The sequence below is a fragment of the Gilliamella sp. Nev3-1 genome (assembly GCF_001690435.1).
Lineage (GTDB): Bacteria > Pseudomonadota > Gammaproteobacteria > Enterobacterales > Orbaceae > Gilliamella > Gilliamella apicola_C.
This window is the reverse complement of sequence record NZ_LZHN01000003.1, coordinates 80,853-97,280: the sequence shown is the minus strand read 5'-3', so window position 1 is coordinate 97,280 and position 16,428 is coordinate 80,853. Positions and strand designations below refer to the sequence as shown.

Below are 16,428 nucleotides of genomic sequence, written 5' to 3'. Positions count from 1 at the left end.
TGAAGCCTAATAATTATATTAGCCAATTATAAGAATGATCGATACGGCAATTCTGGTTCATCGGTAAAAATATCTCTAAAGCCACGGTAATGCTGATAATGCATTTTATGTTTATCGGTTGGATAAGTGTATCTACCACCAACTTGCCAGAAGAAAGGCGTAAATCGATAATCAAGACGATCTTTCTTCATTTGCCATAATACTTCAATTTCGCGTGGGTCACTTTGAAAGTTTGCCCAAATATCGTGATGGAAAGGGATCACAACTTGAGTATTAAGCGATTCAGCAGCACGTAAAATATCGGCTGATGTCATTTTATCCGTCACTCCTCGCGGGTTTTCACCATAAGATAGTAATGCCACGTCAATTTTGTAGTCATTGCCATGTTTGGCATAATAGTTAGAGTAGTGGGAATCGCCCGAGTGGTACAACGAACCTCCTGATGTCTCAAATAGATAATTAACTGCTCTATCATTCATGCCATCTAAAATAGATTTGTCGGTAGATGAAACGCCTTTTGGCAAAGTAACTAACGATGTTCTATCAAAAGAGTCTAATACGCGAATTGTAATATCACCAACCTCAATCGTTTCCCCCACTTTGGCAACAATACAACGATCATCTGGCACGCCCCAGCTTTTCCACAATTCTACACAAGCTTTCGGGCCAATAAATTTTACTTTTGGTGAACAGTTTTGAATAACTGCTGCAGCAACATTGACATCAATATGATCGGCATGATCATGAGTTGCCATCACTGCATCAATTTCTTTAATTGCAAAAGGATCAAGAACAAATGGGCTAGTTCTTAAGTTTGGTTGCAATTCACGGACTCCACCCATTCGCATCATTTGATGCTGTTTGTTCATTAATGGATTTGCGTGAGTTTTTTTACCAGTGCCACACCAAAAATCAACAGAAATATTGGTATTACCCGCTGATTTTAGCCAAATCCCCGTACAAGCAAGCCACCACATAGTAAATGTATTGGGTTTGACCTCTGTTGTTTCGATCTCCTCATTAAGCCACGTTCCCCATTCAGGAAATGTATTTAATATCCACGATTCACGGCTAATTTCATTTACTTTACTCATACTCTGTTCCTTCTACAATTTAATTGTTAAACTAAAATAACCTCAACGCCTTGCTCCTTAATGCATTCAATTACGTCCTTATTAGCTTGTTTTCCTGTGATTAAAATATCTATTTTATTAATAGGGCAAAAAAGCATGCCTGAATTGGCTTTGGTATCAATTTTGGAGCTATCAACTACAACAACTAATTTCTCGGTTTTTTCCAATATCTGTTGTTCAGCTACAGCGCCTAATATTTCGTTTTTATAAAGACCTGTTGGTGTTAATGTTTTACCACTGGTAAACATCCACTTGCCAGCATAAGAATCGGTTATGTTAGCAATAGGATTAAGAATAATATTTTGTGTTTTGTTATATAATCCTCCCATAATGATGACATTTTCATGATCATGCTCAATTAAGTAACAAGCTAATGGAAAATAATTAGTAATAATTGAAACATTTTTACCGCACAGTTCACGGCCAAGTAAAAAAGCCGTAGAACCGCAATTTATAACAATATTTTCGTCACAGTTGCATAATTGTGCAGCTCGAATTGCAATACGGGCTTTTTCGTGATAATGATCGGTATTATTACTATCAATCGGTGCCCAAATTGGTTTTATTTCTTCTAATCGCATAATACCATTGCGAACTTTTTTAACGCGCCCTTCCTCATCTAGCTTAGTAATATCGCGCCTTGCTGTTGCTGGTGATATAGCAAATTTTGCGATTAATTCGGACACTCTAACCATACCTTTTTCGTTTACTAACGCTACTATTTCATTATGTCGTGCAATTTCGTTCATTTTTTCTTACATTTCATTGTGATTAAATATGATTATTTTATCGTAATTTTTATTTGTATTATTGTCAATTGCTATAATTTTATTTATTAATACCAATATTTTTTAATTAATTGATAATAATAATTTTAATGGTTTTTGTCTTTATATTTTATTTAAGTTGTGATGCTGATCACATATGAAATTATAGTTTGTTAAGAAAAGTGATCCTTGTCAAAACAATCATAAATAATCATTGAATGATTTATTTTGATTGTAGAATATAACAAGTGTTTTTAATGAGCGATGATAAATAAAGTAAAGTAATCAGCGGTTCCATTCATTTACTTTACAGATTATAAGAAACTTGATGAGAGGCAATTAAATGAAACTCAATATCAGAGGTGAGTGTTGTTCGAGCAGTAAAAATGTCAATAACCGATGAGAGGAACATATGGAAGTAATTTATAACGTATTTTATATTTTTTATAGTCAAGTGATGACAAAAGCACCTTTGTTACTTGGCTTGGTGACAATGCTTGGTTATTGTCTATTACGTAAAGATATAACCACCGTGTTAAAAGGCACGATTAAGACCATTGTTGGATTTATGTTATTACAGGTTGGATCTGGCGTTTTGGTATCAACATTCAAACCTGTTATTGCTAAATTGGCAGAATACCATGGCATTAAAGGCTCTATCATTGATACTTATGCATCAATGGTCGCCGTCGAAACAGGTATGGGCGAATGCTATTCATGGGTTGGCTATTCTGTTTTGCTTGCATTAGCGATTAATATTATTTTGGTGGTATTTCGACGTTTAACCGGAATTCGAACCATTATGTTAACTGGCCATATTATGTTCCAACAGGTTGGTTTAATTGCACTATTTTATTTCCTTTTTGGTTACAGCATGTGGGAAACTATCATCTATTCGGCCATTATCACTGCGCTTTATTGGGGAATATTTTCGAATATGATGTTTAAGCCGACCGAGGCCGTTACTGGGGGAGCAGGGTTTTCAATAGGCCACCAACAACAATTCGGTTCTTGGATAGCGGTTAAATTAGCGCCAAAATTGGGGGATAAAAACGATACAGTTGATAATCTAAAATTGCCAAAATGGTTGCATATCTTTCATGATAGTATTGCCGCAACTACAATTGTGATGACAATTTTCTTTGGTATTATCTTGCTGTCATTTGGGTTAGATAATTTACAAACAATGGCAGGATCCACCCATTGGACCATTTACATCTTTGAAACAGGGCTTAAATTTGCCGTCGCAATTCAAGTTATTGTTGGTGGGGTGCGTATGTTTGTTGCTGAATTGTCCGAAGCTTTCAAAGGTATTTCAGAAAAGCTAATTCCTAATGCGGTATTAGCTATTGACTGCGCGGCAATTTATGCTTTTTCACCTAATGCGATGGTGTTTGGTTTTATTTGGGGGGCTTTAGGGCAATTCTTAGCGATTGCATTATTACTCATCTTTAAATCGCCAATTATGATTATTCCAGGCTTTATACCAATGTTTTTTTCGAATGCAACCATTGGTGTATTTGCCAACCATTTTGGTGGTTGGAAAGCCGTAATGAAGATCTGTTTTGCCATGGGAATGATAGAGGTATTAGGCTCTGCTTGGGTAATTCATATCTTTGCTCAAAACGGTACGCCGATTGACTCATGGATGGGGATGGCAGATTGGGCGATTTTATTTCCACCGATTTTACAGGCTTTATCTATTTCACACTTATTTATCTATGTTCTTATTGTTCTAGCCCTGATTTATATGTTTTTTGCTGCTAGACAGCTTCGCCAAGAAGAGGCTAACTCTACAAATCAGCCTGAAGTCAACGATAAACATCAAGATGTCAATGAATCAGTACTTGAAAAAATGGATGAAGTCGCCGTGAGTGAAGGTCGCCCAATTCGTATCTTGGCAGTATGTGGGAGTGGGCAAGGCTCTTCAATGATGATGAAAATGAAGATTGCTAATTATTTAAATAAAAAAGGCATCCCAAACGAAATGGATTCTTGTGCAGTGACTGATTATAAATCACGTTTACCCAATGTCGATATCATTGTTGCATCTAAACATCTTATTCATGAAATTGAGGTAAATGAAGGTCAACATGCGTTAGGCGTACAAAATATGTTAAATCCACAAACTTTTGGCGATGAGCTGATAAAGCTGATTGAACAAGTGTTTTCTAAATGATTTTAAATACTAAGGAGTGCACCATGGCTTTAAAAGAATCACTAATTGACAATAACTCTATTTTACTCAAAGCAAATGCTGCAACTTGGCAAGATGCCATTAAGCTAGGCACTGATATGCTAGTCGCCTCTAAAGCAATAGAGCCGTCGTACTATGATGCTATTGTTCGCTGTGTCAAAACAATGGGGCCTTATATTATTATTGCACCAAACTTTGCCATGCCTCATGCAAGGCCTGAAGATGGAGTAAATCGTACAGCTTTTGCTTTAGTTACCTTAAAAAAACCTGTCTATTTTGATGGTGAAGCTGAGCCTGTCGATGTTTTAGTGACATTAGCGGGTAGCACATCGGATCAGCATATGGAAGGATTAATGGAGGTCACTCAAATTTTAGATGATGAAAACAGTGAAACAGGGGTTGATCTAGATAAATTAAGGCGTTGTAACACCAAAGAAGATGTTTATGCCGTTATTGATCGTGCCTTAAATGGAGGTTAAATCATGTATCAAGCATTAAAAGAACGGGTATTGAATGCTAATTTATTGTTACCTAAATATCATTTAGTGACTTTTACTTGGGGTAATGTCTCTGAAATCGATCGTGAAAAAGGCGTTATCGCCATCAAGCCTTCTGGTGTTGAATATAGCAATATGAAACTGGATGATATTGTGGTTGTTTCGCTAATGGGAGATATTGTGGAGGGAAAATTAAATCCTTCAAGCGATACCGCAACGCATATTGAATTGTATAAAGCATTTCCACAAATTGGTGGTATTGTGCATACCCATTCTCGTTATGCCACTATTTGGGCACAAGCGGAATTAGACATCCCTGCACTAGGTACGACGCATGCCGATTATTTTTATGGTGATGTGCCTTGTACGCGTGAACTAACCGATAGTGAAATTGCAATTGATTATGAAAAAAATACAGGATTAGTCATTGTAGAAGAGTTTAAACGCCGAGGTCTAGATCCCGTCGCAATGCCAGGGGCAATTATCTCTGGTCATGCTCCATTTTGTTGGGGTAAAAATGCGTTAGATGCAGTGCATAATGCGGTCGTACTTGAAGAAGTAGCTATGATGGCTCTTGCCACTCGGCAACTTAATCAAGCAATCAAAATTCAACAAACGTTATCTGATAAGCACTATTTTCGCAAACACGGTGCGAATGCTTACTATGGTCAAAAATAGCAAATAGGAGAACAACATGGCAGCACCTAAATTACAAATCGCATTAGATCAAACTGAATTAGCGCCAGCATTAGATGTGGCAAAAAATGTAGCGGGTTTTGTCGATATCATTGAAGTGGGAACCATTCTCGCTTTTGGTGCAGGTATGCAAAGTGTAAAACAGTTAAGAGAACTTTATCCTAATCATATTTTGGTATGCGATTTAAAAACCACTGATGGTGGTGCAATATTGGCAAAAATGGCTTTTTCCGCAGGTGCAAACTGGTTAACAGTTTCAGCCGCTGCGCACATTGCTACAGTGGAAGCTTGTAAAAAAGTGGCTGATGAGTTTAAAGGTGAAATTCAGATCGAATTATACGGGCATTGGACATTAGAAGATGCTAAAGCTTGGCGTAACCTTGGCATTAAGCAAGCAATATACCATCGATCTCGTGATGCTGAACTTGCTGGTATTGGTTGGGGTGAAGATGATATAGCAAAAATGCGCCAATTATCTGATTTAGGACTTGAACTTTCAATCACCGGTGGCATTGTGCCAGAAGATATTCATTTATTTGCAGGCATAAAAACTAAAGCGTTTATTGCTGGTCGTGCGCTTGCTAATGAAAACGGTCAACAAACTGCGCAAGCATTAAGAACGCAGATCGCAAAATATTGGTAACAACAGCATGCAGTTGAAAAATCAGCTGCATGGTATTTTTTCATATAAAAAATGGGTTATCACAATGCCACAAAGTAACGATATATTTGAAAAACGGTATCAAACCAAAAACACGCCTCGAATAGGCATTTACGAAAAAGCCTTACCTAATCAACTATTATGGCAAGAGAAATTACAAATAGCCAAAAACTTAGGATTTGATTTTATCGAAATGTCGGTCGATGAATCAGATGAGCGCCGCGCACGATTAGATTGGTCTGACGATGAGATCTATTCACTTAGGCATCAATGTGAAAAAATCGGCATTCCACTACATTCCATGTGCTTAAGTGCGCATCGTAAATATCCATTTGGTTCAGCTAATCATGATACCCGCAATGAAGCTAAAAGCATTATGGATAAAGCGATTACACTAGCTTACAAATTAGGGATAAGAGTGATCCAGCTAGCGGGTTATGATGTCTATTATGAACCCGCTGACTTGCAAACTCATCAACGTTTTATTAAAGGTATGCAGTGGGCCGTTAAGCAAGCTGAGCGAGCTGGGGTGATGCTGGCGGTTGAAATTATGGATACACAATATCTTAATAGTTTAAGCAAGTTTGAAATTTTAAAAAAAGAAATCAACTCGCCTTATTTTATGGCTTACCCTGATGTAGGCAATATTACCGGATGGAATTACGATACTTGTACCGAGCTTATGTTAAGTCGTGATCATATTGTGCAGATTCATTTAAAAGATACCTATAAAGTTAGGTCGAATTATCTTGGTCAGTTTAGGGATCTTGTTATTGGTGAAGGTGAGGTTGATTTTACCGCTATATTCAAAACGCTTAGAGCTATGAATTATGTGGCTCCCCTAGTTATCGAAATGTGGGCGAATGATGATAATTGGGAAACTAATATTATTACTGCGCAAAAAAGATTAAAGCTAATAGGTGATAGAACCAATTTTCCTATTTTTGACAAGTAAACTAACCTTTTTTCAATCCACAGTTAGAATCAGTTTTTGTGCTATGACAACACGGTATTAAGTTCTACCAAAGTAATTCAGCGGTAGAGCTTAATATGAAATTGTTTAACGTGTGTTAAGGTATATGAATCAATGACAACAACAAGACCATAATTAACCTTTTTGGCATTTTACTTATTGCAATACGCCATCGACTTACTAATTTTATATATCGGTTTATCTAGACTTGATTAATTACACTTTGCACTGCTATGGGTATCGTGTAATATAGATAGCATCATAAAAAATCGAAATAATCTTGAATACGATATGAAATTAACTATAAAATTACTCTCTATCTTTTGGATTACGTTGGTATTAATGGGGTGTGGATTAAAAGGGCCGCTTTATCATCCAGTTGAAACCGCATCGATAGTACAGTTTAAAACTGCAACAACAGCTTCAATTCAGTCTGATTCATTGATTAAAAGAGTATAAAGGAATAAAGGGATGGATTTTCTGCATTATCAGCAGGGTCACTTATTTGCTAATCAAATAGCTATAGCGGATCTTGCAAAACAGTATGGCACTCCATTGTATGTTTATTCAGCAGATCACATAAGCAAACAGTTTTTAGCCTATGAACAGGCATTGGCTGCTAATAAACATTTAGTTTGTTACGCCGTTAAAGCGAATAGCAATTTAGCTGTTTTAAGTTTATTGGCAAAATTGGGAGCGGGCTTTGATATTGTTTCACAAGGTGAATTAGAACGAGTATTGAAAGCAGGCGCTGATCCTAAAAAGATCGTGTTTTCTGGCGTGGCTAAATCAATCGTTGAAATTGAACGCGCGCTTGAAGTTGGCATTAAATGCTTTAATGTTGAGTCTGAGCCTGAATTATATCGAATTGATGAAGTTGCAAAAAGATTAGGTAAAATCGCACCGATTTCATTGAGAATTAATCCTGATGTGGATGCTAAAACACATCCTTATATATCAACAGGTCTGCGCGAGAATAAATTTGGTATTAGTTATCAGTTAGCGTTGAATATTTATGAAAAAGCACGATCATTAGCGCATATTACCATTGTAGGTATTGATTGCCATATTGGTTCGCAACTAACCCAATTGTCACCATTTCTTGATGCTGCTGATCGCATTCTTGCTTTAGTTGATAAATTACAATCCAATGGTATTTTTATTAAACATATCGATTTAGGTGGTGGTTTAGGCGTTTGTTATGACAACGAGCAACCTCCGACAGCATTGCAACTCGTCACCGAGTTAAAGAATAAATTAGTTAATTACCCTGATATTGAAATTCTGTTTGAACCAGGGCGATCTATTGTTGCTAATTCAGGTTTGTTAATTACTAAAGTTGAATATACCAAACACCAAGATAGCAACCACTTTGCGATTGTCGATGCGGGAATGAATGATTTAATTCGTCCAGCACTGTATGAAGCTTGGATGAACGTATTACCTGAAAAACAACCGCAAGCTAGCGATGAGCCATTCATATACAATGTTGTTGGTCCTATTTGTGAATCTAGTGATGTTCTGGCCTATCAGCGTGCGCTTTCGGTTAAGCAGGACGATTTGTTGGTAATTTGTAGTGCTGGTGCTTATGGGTTTTCTATGGCATCGAATTACAATAGTCACCCAAGACCTGCTGAAGTGATGCTAATTAATGAACAACAGCATAAATTAATTCGCCAACGTGAGTCTTTGGATGATTTATGGCGAGGGGAAGTGGTTTTATAGCATTTATAAATAGTTGAAGGGTTAATAATCTCCATACAATATTCTTCTTTGCGTGGGTACGAGTTAACAGCCAAAATAAAAAAATAAAGAACTAATATGTTTGACAACAAAAGGTAAATTTACGATGAACTTTTCAAAAATGCATGGACTCGGAAATGATTTTATGGTTATTGATGCAGTGACGCAAAATGTTCATCTGTCAACTGAAATGATTAAGCGTATGGCTGATAGATATACTGGCATTGGCTTTGATCAACTTCTTATTGTTGAGCCACCTTATGTGCCCGATAGCGATTTTCATTATCGTATCTTTAATTCTGATGGTTCTGAAGTTGAGCAATGCGGTAATGGTGCTCGTTGTTTTGCTCGTTTTGTTCGTTTAAAAGGGTTAACTCGAAAACGTGTATTAAAAGTTAGCACCATGAAAGGCAATATTATTTTAACCGTAAATGACGATGAGACAGTACGCGTTAATATGGGGGAGCCTATTTTTGAACCCAATAAGATTCCTTTCAAGGCTATTAAAGAAGAAAAAACTTATATAATTCGAGCACAAGAACAGACCGTGTTATGTGGCGTTGCATCTATGGGAAATCCTCATTGTGTTATTCAAGTCGATAATATTGTAACAGCAGAAGTTACAAGGTTGGGAGCGGTATTAGAGCAACATGAACGCTTTCCCGAACATGCTAATATTGGCTTTATGCATATTATCGATCGCGATAATATTAATTTACGGGTATTTGAAAGGGGGGTTGGCGAAACCCAGGCTTGTGGTACAGGTGCTTGTGCAGCAGTGGCAGTAGGTGTTAATCAAGGGTTATTAAACCCGCGTGTTAATGTTAATTTACCAGGTGGTAAATTATTGATTGAATGGAACGGTGGGCATCAACCACTTTATATGACAGGACCGGCTACACATGTGTATGATGGCTTTATTGCCATTTAATTTTGATATTATCGCTGTTTAACCACAAGGCTTTGTTATCGAAAAATTTCGGCGGGTAAAAATTGTTTAGAAAACCCATTGATTTTTATTTGATTTTTTTTCGTTTGTTTTAAAAGGGTGACTTTAATCCCCCAAAAACGTTAGACATATAATATGATAGAAATGAATTATGGTTGCAAAAACTACTAGGAATAGACGAGCAAGAAAATCCCAGAAAAAACCATCTTCTGTACAATTGAATGATGAAATTGTCAGTCAATATATTATTGATAACCCTGATTTTTTTATACGAAATGCACGATGTGTAGAGAGTGTTCAAGTGCCTCATCCTGTTCGGGGGGGGATTTCATTACCTGAATGGTATATGGCACGCCAGCGCAATAAAATTAAGCAATTAGAATCCGAAATTACGTTGTTAATGGAACATGCTAGCGCTAATGAGCTACTTTTTAACCAAATGATGGATTTACAAATTGAATTGTTCAAAGCGCAAGATTTAAACCAATTAATAGTCATATTAAACACATGGGCAAAATCGTTAGGTCTCAGTGGTGCTTACTTATATCTTTTTGACGACAAATGGTTACTTAGTGCGCCGTCAAGTTATTATCATTTAGCTTTAAATACGTTACAGTTTGATTTTATTCGTGTTAGGCATTTACAGTATAGCCAACAATATTTAGGGACATTGAATTCAACCGAAATTGATTTTTTACTACCAGAACATGGTTATATTGGCTCGGTAGCTTTATCATTATTAGGACAATTTGGTGATCTGGGACTGTTAATGTTTACTAGCACTAATCCAGAACATTACCAAGCAGGGCAAGGGACATTATTACTTGAAAAAATGAGTGAAATTTTACCTATTTTAATTAGTAGATGGATCATGCGAATAAATTAAGGAAAGATCATGGCTCAGCCTAATCAAAATGTCGATGCTCGATTAACTTTGCCTGTTGAGCAGTTTTTAAATTATTTAAAGTCAGAAAAACAGCTCAGCTTAAACACACAAATTAATTATCGGCGTCAACTTTATGCGCTTATGTCATTGGCAAAAGATGCCGAAATTTCAACTTGGCAAGATTTAGACTCTTCAGCTGTAAGATTGTTAATTAGTCGTAGCAGACAAACAGGGTTACAAGCTAGAAGCTTATCATTAAGATTATCTGCTTTACGTAGCTTTTGTGATTGGATGGTAAAAAATGAATATCTTAACGTCAATCCTGCTCGAGGCGTGCTAAATCCCAAATTAGGTCAGCATCTACCAAAAAATATTGATATTGACGAAATTAATCAGCTACTTGAAATTGACCATAATGATCCGCTTTCTGTTCGTGATAGAGCGATGCTTGAAGTTATGTATGGTTCGGGGTTACGCCTTTCTGAATTAGTTACGCTTAACTGTCGAGAGTTAAATCTAGTTGATGGTGAAGTCCGTGTAATGGGTAAAGGAAATAAAGAGCGAAAACTGCCATTAGGCCGAGAATCTATCAAATGGATTAAACGCTGGTTGTCAATGCGAGATTTTTTTATTCCACAGGATGATGCGCTGTTTATTTCAAAGTTAGGTAAACGAATTTCACCACGTAATGTTGAAAAACGATTTGCCGAATGGGGCGTTAAGCAGGGCTTAAGTAGTCATGTCCATCCACATAAATTACGTCATTCATTTGCAACTCATATGCTCGAATCAAGTGGTGATTTGCGAGCAGTGCAAGAGTTGCTTGGGCATGCTGATTTATCTACGACTCAAGTTTATACGCATTTGGATTTTTCACATCTGTCTGAAGTTTATGATTCAGCCCATCCACGAGCTAAAAGAGGAAAATAAAGATGCACTTTTATCGCTCTATTACTACGATTAAAGCGCTGACTTTCGATCTGGATGATACTTTATATGATAACAGTATGATCGTTGAAAAAGCGGAAGACGAGATGATCAATACGCTTAAGCGTTATGAACAGTTGCATACTTTAACTCTATCTGAGTATTTTACTGAAAAGTATGCCGTGCTTGCTGATAATCCCGAAATCTATCATGATGTTAATGTTTGGCGAGCTCAAACGATTAAATCGTTATTAAGTAAAACCAATATTCCAAAATCAAAATTTACCGACGTGATTGATCAATCCGTTGCCTGTTTTAATTTTTGGCGACATAAGATGAAAGTACCTGAATCAACACACTTATTATTAACTCAATTGGCTGCTAACTATCCTTTAGCGGTGATCACTAATGGTAATGTCGATATTAATCAAATTGATTTGGGGGATTATTTTCAATTTTCCTTGCGAGGTGGTGAATGTACGCGTTCAAAACCTTTTCCAGAAATTTTTAATTTAGCCGCTCATAAATTAGCTATTCCATCACACCATATTTTACATGTAGGGGATAATTTATTAACGGATGTCGCTGGTGCTATTGATAGTGGTTTCTTAGCTTGTTTTATCAATATTTATAATCGCGATATTTTACAACTTGAGGAAGCAAGATGCTTGCCCCACATGGAAATAACTCAATTGTCAGAATTAGAGAATCTGCTATAATCTTCATTGTGTCTGTATAAATAAACAGTAAGATTAAGTGAAGATAAATTATGTTAATACCAGCGATACATTTTCTTAATAAATTTCTTTTTTCTTGGCTGCAAGTCGACAATAGTGGCTCAAGATATGATAACAATATTAATAATACACTCGACATTAATGCTGGTTAATGTTTTCGATTACTAAAATAGGTTATGAACGTAATGCAAAATAATAAATCATTATTAGACGACCTGAATACAGAACAACAAAATGCAGTCACCACCGATAATCAATATACCATTGTCCTTGCTGGAGCAGGGAGTGGTAAAACGCGAGTTTTAGTTCACCGTATTGCTTGGCTTTGTATTGAGAAACATTATTCACCGGGATCAATTTTTGCGGTTACTTTTACCAATAAATCTGCTGCAGAAATGCAAGAGCGAATTCAAACATTAGTAGGCGAAAGTTATTTTAATGGGATGTGGGTAGGGACATTTCATGGACTGACTCACCGTTTATTACGCATGTTTCCTGAACAAGCTAAGTTGCCACCAAATTTTCAACTTATTGATTCTGAAGACCAAGTTCGGCTCATCAAACGGATTTTTCGGGAACTAAAAATAGATGAAAAACAATGGTCACCTAAACAATGTGCTGCTTTTATTTCCACTCAAAAAGAAAAGGGGTTACGTGCTGGCGATATTGTTCCAGAAGATCCTAAACAAGTTATGTGGCAAACGATTTATCGCGATTACCAAGCTATTTGTGATAGAGTTGGTTATGTTGATTTTTCTGAATTAATCCTAAGAGCTTATGAACTGCTTTGCCGTGATAATGAAGTATTAGCTTATTGTCATCACCGTTTTTGCAATATTCTCATTGATGAATTTCAAGACACAAATCATATTCAATACCGCTTTGTACAAAAGTTAGCAGGTGGAACTGCCAATGTAATGATAGTCGGGGATGATGATCAATCTATCTATAGTTGGCGTGGTGCGAATGCAGATAATCTTCAATTATTTATTAATGATTATCCTGAAACTGAAATAATTCGATTAGAGCAAAATTACCGTTCGACAGGTAATATTCTTGATGTAGCAAATAAATTAATTGCACAAAATAAAAATCGGTTGGGAAAAAACTTATGGACAGATAGAGGCAATGGTGAGCTCATTTCGCTTTATGTTGGCTTTAATGATGTTGATGAAGCCAGATTTGTTATTGGTCAAATAAAAAAACTGCATCAAGAAGGCGAAAATTATGCAAGTTGTGCAATTTTGTACCGAAATAATGCGCAATCACGCATCTTTGAAGATACCTTGTTACAAGCTGGATTACCTTATCAGATTTATGGCTCTATACGTTTTTATGAACGGCAAGAGGTAAAATTAGCACTTGCTTATTTACGATTATTGCACGACCACAATAATGATATGGCGTTTGAAGCTACAGTCAATACACCGCCACGAGGTATTGGTCATGTTACGCTAGATAAAGTTAGATTGGCAGCAAAGCAACATAATATTTCATTGTGGCAAGCGTGTATAATGCTAATCCAAGCTAATGCATTGACAGAAAGACAGTGTTCGGGAATTCGTCGTTTTTTGGAGTTGATAGATTCTATTTTTAATGAAGTAGGTACGCAACCATTTTATAAGCAACTCGACGCGATTATTAAATTATCTGGTGTATTGCAAATGTATGAGCAAGAACCTGGCATTAAAGGTCAATCCAGATTAGAAAATCTTGAAGAATTAGTATCCGCAGCTGAGCAGTTTTATCTTTCTAATGAAAACACGGTTATTGAAGACAGTGAAACGGGTAAAACATTGACTGTTTTAGAGTCTTTTTTAGCTTATACGTCGTTAGAAAGCCGGGATGCAAATCGCGAACAAGATTTAGTTCAATTGATGACCCTGCATTCAGCCAAAGGTCTTGAATTTGATAATGTATTTATTGTTGGATTAGAAGATGGGTTATTTCCTGCTCTACGCTCTTCCCAAGAGCCTGAAAAAATAGAGGAAGAAAGGCGCCTTGCTTATGTTGGTATTACTCGAGCTCGTAAATTTTTGACCCTTTCATTAGCTGAGCTAAGGCGTTTATATGGACGTGAAGAACGTAATTTGCCTTCCCGCTTTTTGGCGGAATTGCCTGTTGATAAATTAAATGAAATTAGTTATCGAGGCGATATTACCTTATCAGGAAAAGAAAAATATTACGATTCAAATGAAGATAGACAACCTTATCGTGATCGCCAAAAATCTTATATTAAGAAAACTTGCCAAAGCGATGGTTACACACTAGGTCGTAAAGTGTTACATAACCGCTTCGGCGAAGGCACGATTGTTAACCTTGATGGAGACGGCGATCATAAGCGAGTACAAATTGCTTTTGTTGATGAGGGAATTAAATGGTTGGTAGTGAAACTGGCTAATCTTACCTTACTGTAAACTTCATTTTTAAGTAAGATTCTATAATTATCTGATGAAACGGGGATTGAGCGTTAAATTAATCCCCGATTTTAATCTACCTTATTGATCTGCTTGTTCTCTTACAGATTCCGAAAAAATCTGGTCAAATGGTTGGTTAGTTCGATTACAAATCCAATTATCATTTATATATTCAAAATGATAACCTTGTATACGAGTGGCTAACCAGACCTGAAAAAGAGGCTCTTGGGTATTAACGATGATTTTACTGCCATTGGGAAAACTAACAGTAATGACATTGCCATTTGCTTCATAGTCCAAATCGATATCATGCTTATCTGCATAATCATCCAAATACAATTCAAGTTTATTAAATAGCTCATCAGTAAGTGCATGGAATTGTGCGGTATTCATAAAAGTATAATCGGTTAGGTAAATAATGGCATGATATTAGCATAAATAGATATGCTCTGCCACACAGCAAGGTGGCAAGAGTAAAATAGGTACAGATTTAATTATTAAGGTGCTAGCGGTAATGAACAACCAATAACAAGTAACTTATATTGCTCACTACCTTGGTTTGTATTTACCCAGCGATTTGGCATTTCAATTGTATTGACTAATGTTCCATCGCCAAAGTTGTTTTCAATTGTTCTGAGTTTTCCCTTTGCTAATTCCATTTTATCGCAATTAGCATAATAATCAATTTTAATGGAATGATAAGGCGTTTCAGTACCATCATTATTTTTTTGAACTAATGCTGGACTGTAGTTAGTCACTTCACTAAATACACGGATTTTAGTATTAAAAGGGTGAAGTTTAATCGATTTTCTATCTAAAAAAGAATAACCAACAATATCATCTTCGTTCGATTTCGATATTGGAATGAATTGCTCACCGACTCTAGGATCTTTCAAGCTTTCAGCTGCTGTATTTTCATTTTTTTTAGCGTCATTATCGATTTTTTCTTCAGCAGCATGGCTAAATGTGGCAAAAGAAAAGAGAATTAAAAATAAACTGACCTTTTTCATCTAAATATTATCTCCATCTTTTGAGGTAGTTTCTATAGGATTAATGTGCGTTTGAGGTTGTTGTTCCTGTTCCTGTTTTTCTTTTTTCTTTTGCATCTTTTCTTTATATGCTTTGATTTTTTCTTGAAGCTCAGCTTCTTGTTTTTCAATAATTGGTTTTAGATCTGGTCGAATAACAAATAGCTCTTTTTTCTCTATATCACCTTGGATAGAACAAAAAACACTACTTTGGTTATTGGCAATTTGTTCTAAGTAAAGTGCTTTATTAATGGTTCCGATCCTTGGTATAACGCCATCAATAGCATAAGGATCGTCTTGCCATGTTGCAGGATTCAATTTGTGATCATAAATTTGGGAATTTGCTATGTAAATATTGGTATTGTATGGCAACCAATTAATATTATTTAAAGCATTTTTAACCTCAATTTCATTATTATCAAAGATAAAACCCCAATATAAAAAATAACCATACAAGGAGGTTGGAATATAAATATTACGATAGCCAATAATCTTCAAACCATGATATTCAAGTGGTTTTTTTAGCATGACTTGGTTTTCATCAAGATTTTGAATAGCCTTAACAGGAATATAGGTGACCTGTTCAGGTGTAGTTGCTAAATCAACATATTGGTTGATTGATTCTTGGTGTTTAGCAAGTTGTTCAAAAAACTGATTATCACATTGAAGAAATGTATCAATTACTTTGTCTGTTTCACGTTGCTCGGTATTGGTCTGTGCAAAAGATATACAAGAAATAAATGAAGCACAAACAAGCACAGAAAGTTTTTTTAGAAGCATGGTGAGTTTCCTTGACCAATAAATTATACTTATTTTT

Annotated in this window: 17 protein-coding genes; 12 read left to right on the top strand and 5 right to left on the bottom strand. The window is 36.1% G+C overall.

Going from position 1 to position 16,428, the window contains the following annotated elements; genetic code table 11:
- Nucleotides 1–26: 26 nt before the first annotated feature.
- Both ulaG and ulaR read right to left on the bottom strand, forming a co-directional pair.
- The gene (gene ulaG / locus A9G40_RS00555; RefSeq protein WP_065581437.1) at nt 27–1,094 is read right to left on the bottom strand and encodes an L-ascorbate 6-phosphate lactonase; all 1,068 of its coding nucleotides are present in this window, start codon (nt 1,092–1,094) and stop codon (nt 27–29) included.
- A 26-nt stretch (nt 1,095–1,120) separates the two neighbouring features.
- Entirely contained in the window at nt 1,121–1,882 is a 762-nt protein-coding gene (ulaR, locus tag A9G40_RS00550; protein WP_065581436.1) for an HTH-type transcriptional regulator UlaR, read from the bottom strand.
- Nucleotides 1,883–2,312: 430 nt separating this feature from the next.
- Here ulaR and A9G40_RS00545 point away from each other — a divergent pair, with 430 nt between their 5' ends.
- The 12 genes from A9G40_RS00545 to uvrD all read left to right on the top strand — a co-directional run bounded on the left by A9G40_RS00545 (nt 2,313) and on the right by uvrD (nt 14,583).
- Entirely contained in the window at nt 2,313–4,079 is a 1,767-nt protein-coding gene (locus A9G40_RS00545; RefSeq protein WP_065581435.1) for a PTS ascorbate-specific subunit IIBC, read from the top strand.
- A gap of 23 nt (nt 4,080–4,102) precedes the next feature.
- Nucleotides 4,103–4,576: a PTS sugar transporter subunit IIA gene (locus tag A9G40_RS00540; RefSeq protein ID WP_065581434.1), complete on the top strand. Its 474-nt coding sequence runs from the start codon at nt 4,103–4,105 to the stop codon at nt 4,574–4,576.
- Between the two features lie 3 nt (nt 4,577–4,579).
- Complete coding sequence (locus A9G40_RS00535; protein WP_065567941.1) at nt 4,580–5,272, top strand: L-ribulose-5-phosphate 4-epimerase; 693 nt, start codon at nt 4,580–4,582, stop codon at nt 5,270–5,272.
- A gap of 16 nt (nt 5,273–5,288) precedes the next feature.
- Nucleotides 5,289–5,933: a 3-keto-L-gulonate-6-phosphate decarboxylase UlaD gene (locus A9G40_RS00530; protein WP_065581433.1), complete on the top strand. Its 645-nt coding sequence runs from the start codon at nt 5,289–5,291 to the stop codon at nt 5,931–5,933.
- A gap of 64 nt (nt 5,934–5,997) precedes the next feature.
- The gene (locus A9G40_RS00525; RefSeq protein ID WP_065581464.1) at nt 5,998–6,906 is read left to right on the top strand and encodes an L-ribulose-5-phosphate 3-epimerase; all 909 of its coding nucleotides are present in this window, start codon (nt 5,998–6,000) and stop codon (nt 6,904–6,906) included.
- A 309-nt stretch (nt 6,907–7,215) separates the two neighbouring features.
- Entirely contained in the window at nt 7,216–7,383 is a 168-nt protein-coding gene (lptM, locus tag A9G40_RS14505) for an LPS translocon maturation chaperone LptM (protein WP_141675145.1), read from the top strand.
- Nucleotides 7,384–7,395: 12 nt separating this feature from the next.
- Entirely contained in the window at nt 7,396–8,649 is a 1,254-nt protein-coding gene (gene lysA, locus A9G40_RS00520; protein WP_065581432.1) for a diaminopimelate decarboxylase, read from the top strand.
- Nucleotides 8,650–8,773: 124 nt separating this feature from the next.
- Nucleotides 8,774–9,598: a diaminopimelate epimerase gene (gene dapF / locus A9G40_RS00515; protein WP_065581431.1), complete on the top strand. Its 825-nt coding sequence runs from the start codon at nt 8,774–8,776 to the stop codon at nt 9,596–9,598.
- Nucleotides 9,599–9,767: 169 nt separating this feature from the next.
- Nucleotides 9,768–10,502, top strand: a complete 735-nt coding sequence (locus tag A9G40_RS00510) for a DUF484 family protein (RefSeq protein WP_065581430.1) — start codon at nt 9,768–9,770, stop codon at nt 10,500–10,502.
- Between the two features lie 9 nt (nt 10,503–10,511).
- Nucleotides 10,512–11,432, top strand: coding sequence for a tyrosine recombinase XerC (gene xerC, locus A9G40_RS00505; protein WP_065581429.1), 921 nt, complete (start codon nt 10,512–10,514; stop codon nt 11,430–11,432).
- A 2-nt stretch (nt 11,433–11,434) separates the two neighbouring features.
- A complete protein-coding gene (gene yigB, locus A9G40_RS00500) occupies nt 11,435–12,148 on the top strand; it encodes a 5-amino-6-(5-phospho-D-ribitylamino)uracil phosphatase YigB (protein ID WP_065581428.1) in 714 nt (237 codons plus the stop codon).
- Between the two features lie 194 nt (nt 12,149–12,342).
- Nucleotides 12,343–14,583 (top strand): DNA helicase II, encoded by a 2,241-nt coding sequence (gene uvrD, locus A9G40_RS00495; protein ID WP_081302094.1) that lies wholly within the window; start codon nt 12,343–12,345, stop codon nt 14,581–14,583.
- 81 nt (nt 14,584–14,664) lie between these two features.
- On the opposite strand, the gene cyaY is transcribed toward uvrD, so the two are convergent.
- From cyaY to A9G40_RS00480, 3 genes are all read right to left on the bottom strand, one after another.
- On the bottom strand, nt 14,665–14,976 hold the full coding sequence (cyaY, locus tag A9G40_RS00490; RefSeq protein ID WP_065581426.1) for an iron donor protein CyaY: 312 nt from the start codon (nt 14,974–14,976) through the stop codon (nt 14,665–14,667).
- A gap of 104 nt (nt 14,977–15,080) precedes the next feature.
- Nucleotides 15,081–15,593 carry a surface-adhesin E family protein gene (locus A9G40_RS00485; RefSeq protein ID WP_065581425.1) on the bottom strand — a complete coding sequence of 171 codons (513 nt, stop codon included), beginning with the start codon at nt 15,591–15,593 and terminating at the stop codon, nt 15,081–15,083.
- Nucleotides 15,594–16,391: a hypothetical protein gene (locus A9G40_RS00480; RefSeq protein ID WP_065581424.1), complete on the bottom strand. Its 798-nt coding sequence runs from the start codon at nt 16,389–16,391 to the stop codon at nt 15,594–15,596. It abuts the gene before it with no gap.
- Nucleotides 16,392–16,428 lie beyond the last annotated feature (37 nt).

Coding starts and splice junctions, on each gene's coding strand:
- ulaG (WP_065581437.1), bottom strand. CDS start 1,094: ATGAGTAAAGTAAATGAAATTAGCCGTGAATCGTGGATATTAAATACA.
- ulaR (WP_065581436.1), bottom strand. CDS start 1,882: ATGAACGAAATTGCACGACATAATGAAATAGTAGCGTTAGTAAACGAA.
- A9G40_RS00545 (WP_065581435.1), top strand. CDS start 2,313: ATGGAAGTAATTTATAACGTATTTTATATTTTTTATAGTCAAGTGATG.
- A9G40_RS00540 (WP_065581434.1), top strand. CDS start 4,103: ATGGCTTTAAAAGAATCACTAATTGACAATAACTCTATTTTACTCAAA.
- A9G40_RS00535 (WP_065567941.1), top strand. CDS start 4,580: ATGTATCAAGCATTAAAAGAACGGGTATTGAATGCTAATTTATTGTTA.
- A9G40_RS00530 (WP_065581433.1), top strand. CDS start 5,289: ATGGCAGCACCTAAATTACAAATCGCATTAGATCAAACTGAATTAGCG.
- A9G40_RS00525 (WP_065581464.1), top strand. CDS start 5,998: ATGCCACAAAGTAACGATATATTTGAAAAACGGTATCAAACCAAAAAC.
- lptM (WP_141675145.1), top strand. CDS start 7,216: ATGAAATTAACTATAAAATTACTCTCTATCTTTTGGATTACGTTGGTA.
- lysA (WP_065581432.1), top strand. CDS start 7,396: ATGGATTTTCTGCATTATCAGCAGGGTCACTTATTTGCTAATCAAATA.
- dapF (WP_065581431.1), top strand. CDS start 8,774: ATGAACTTTTCAAAAATGCATGGACTCGGAAATGATTTTATGGTTATT.
- A9G40_RS00510 (WP_065581430.1), top strand. CDS start 9,768: ATGGTTGCAAAAACTACTAGGAATAGACGAGCAAGAAAATCCCAGAAA.
- xerC (WP_065581429.1), top strand. CDS start 10,512: ATGGCTCAGCCTAATCAAAATGTCGATGCTCGATTAACTTTGCCTGTT.
- yigB (WP_065581428.1), top strand. CDS start 11,435: ATGCACTTTTATCGCTCTATTACTACGATTAAAGCGCTGACTTTCGAT.
- uvrD (WP_081302094.1), top strand. CDS start 12,343: ATGAACGTAATGCAAAATAATAAATCATTATTAGACGACCTGAATACA.
- cyaY (WP_065581426.1), bottom strand. CDS start 14,976: ATGAATACCGCACAATTCCATGCACTTACTGATGAGCTATTTAATAAA.
- A9G40_RS00485 (WP_065581425.1), bottom strand. CDS start 15,593: ATGAAAAAGGTCAGTTTATTTTTAATTCTCTTTTCTTTTGCCACATTT.
- A9G40_RS00480 (WP_065581424.1), bottom strand. CDS start 16,391: ATGCTTCTAAAAAAACTTTCTGTGCTTGTTTGTGCTTCATTTATTTCT.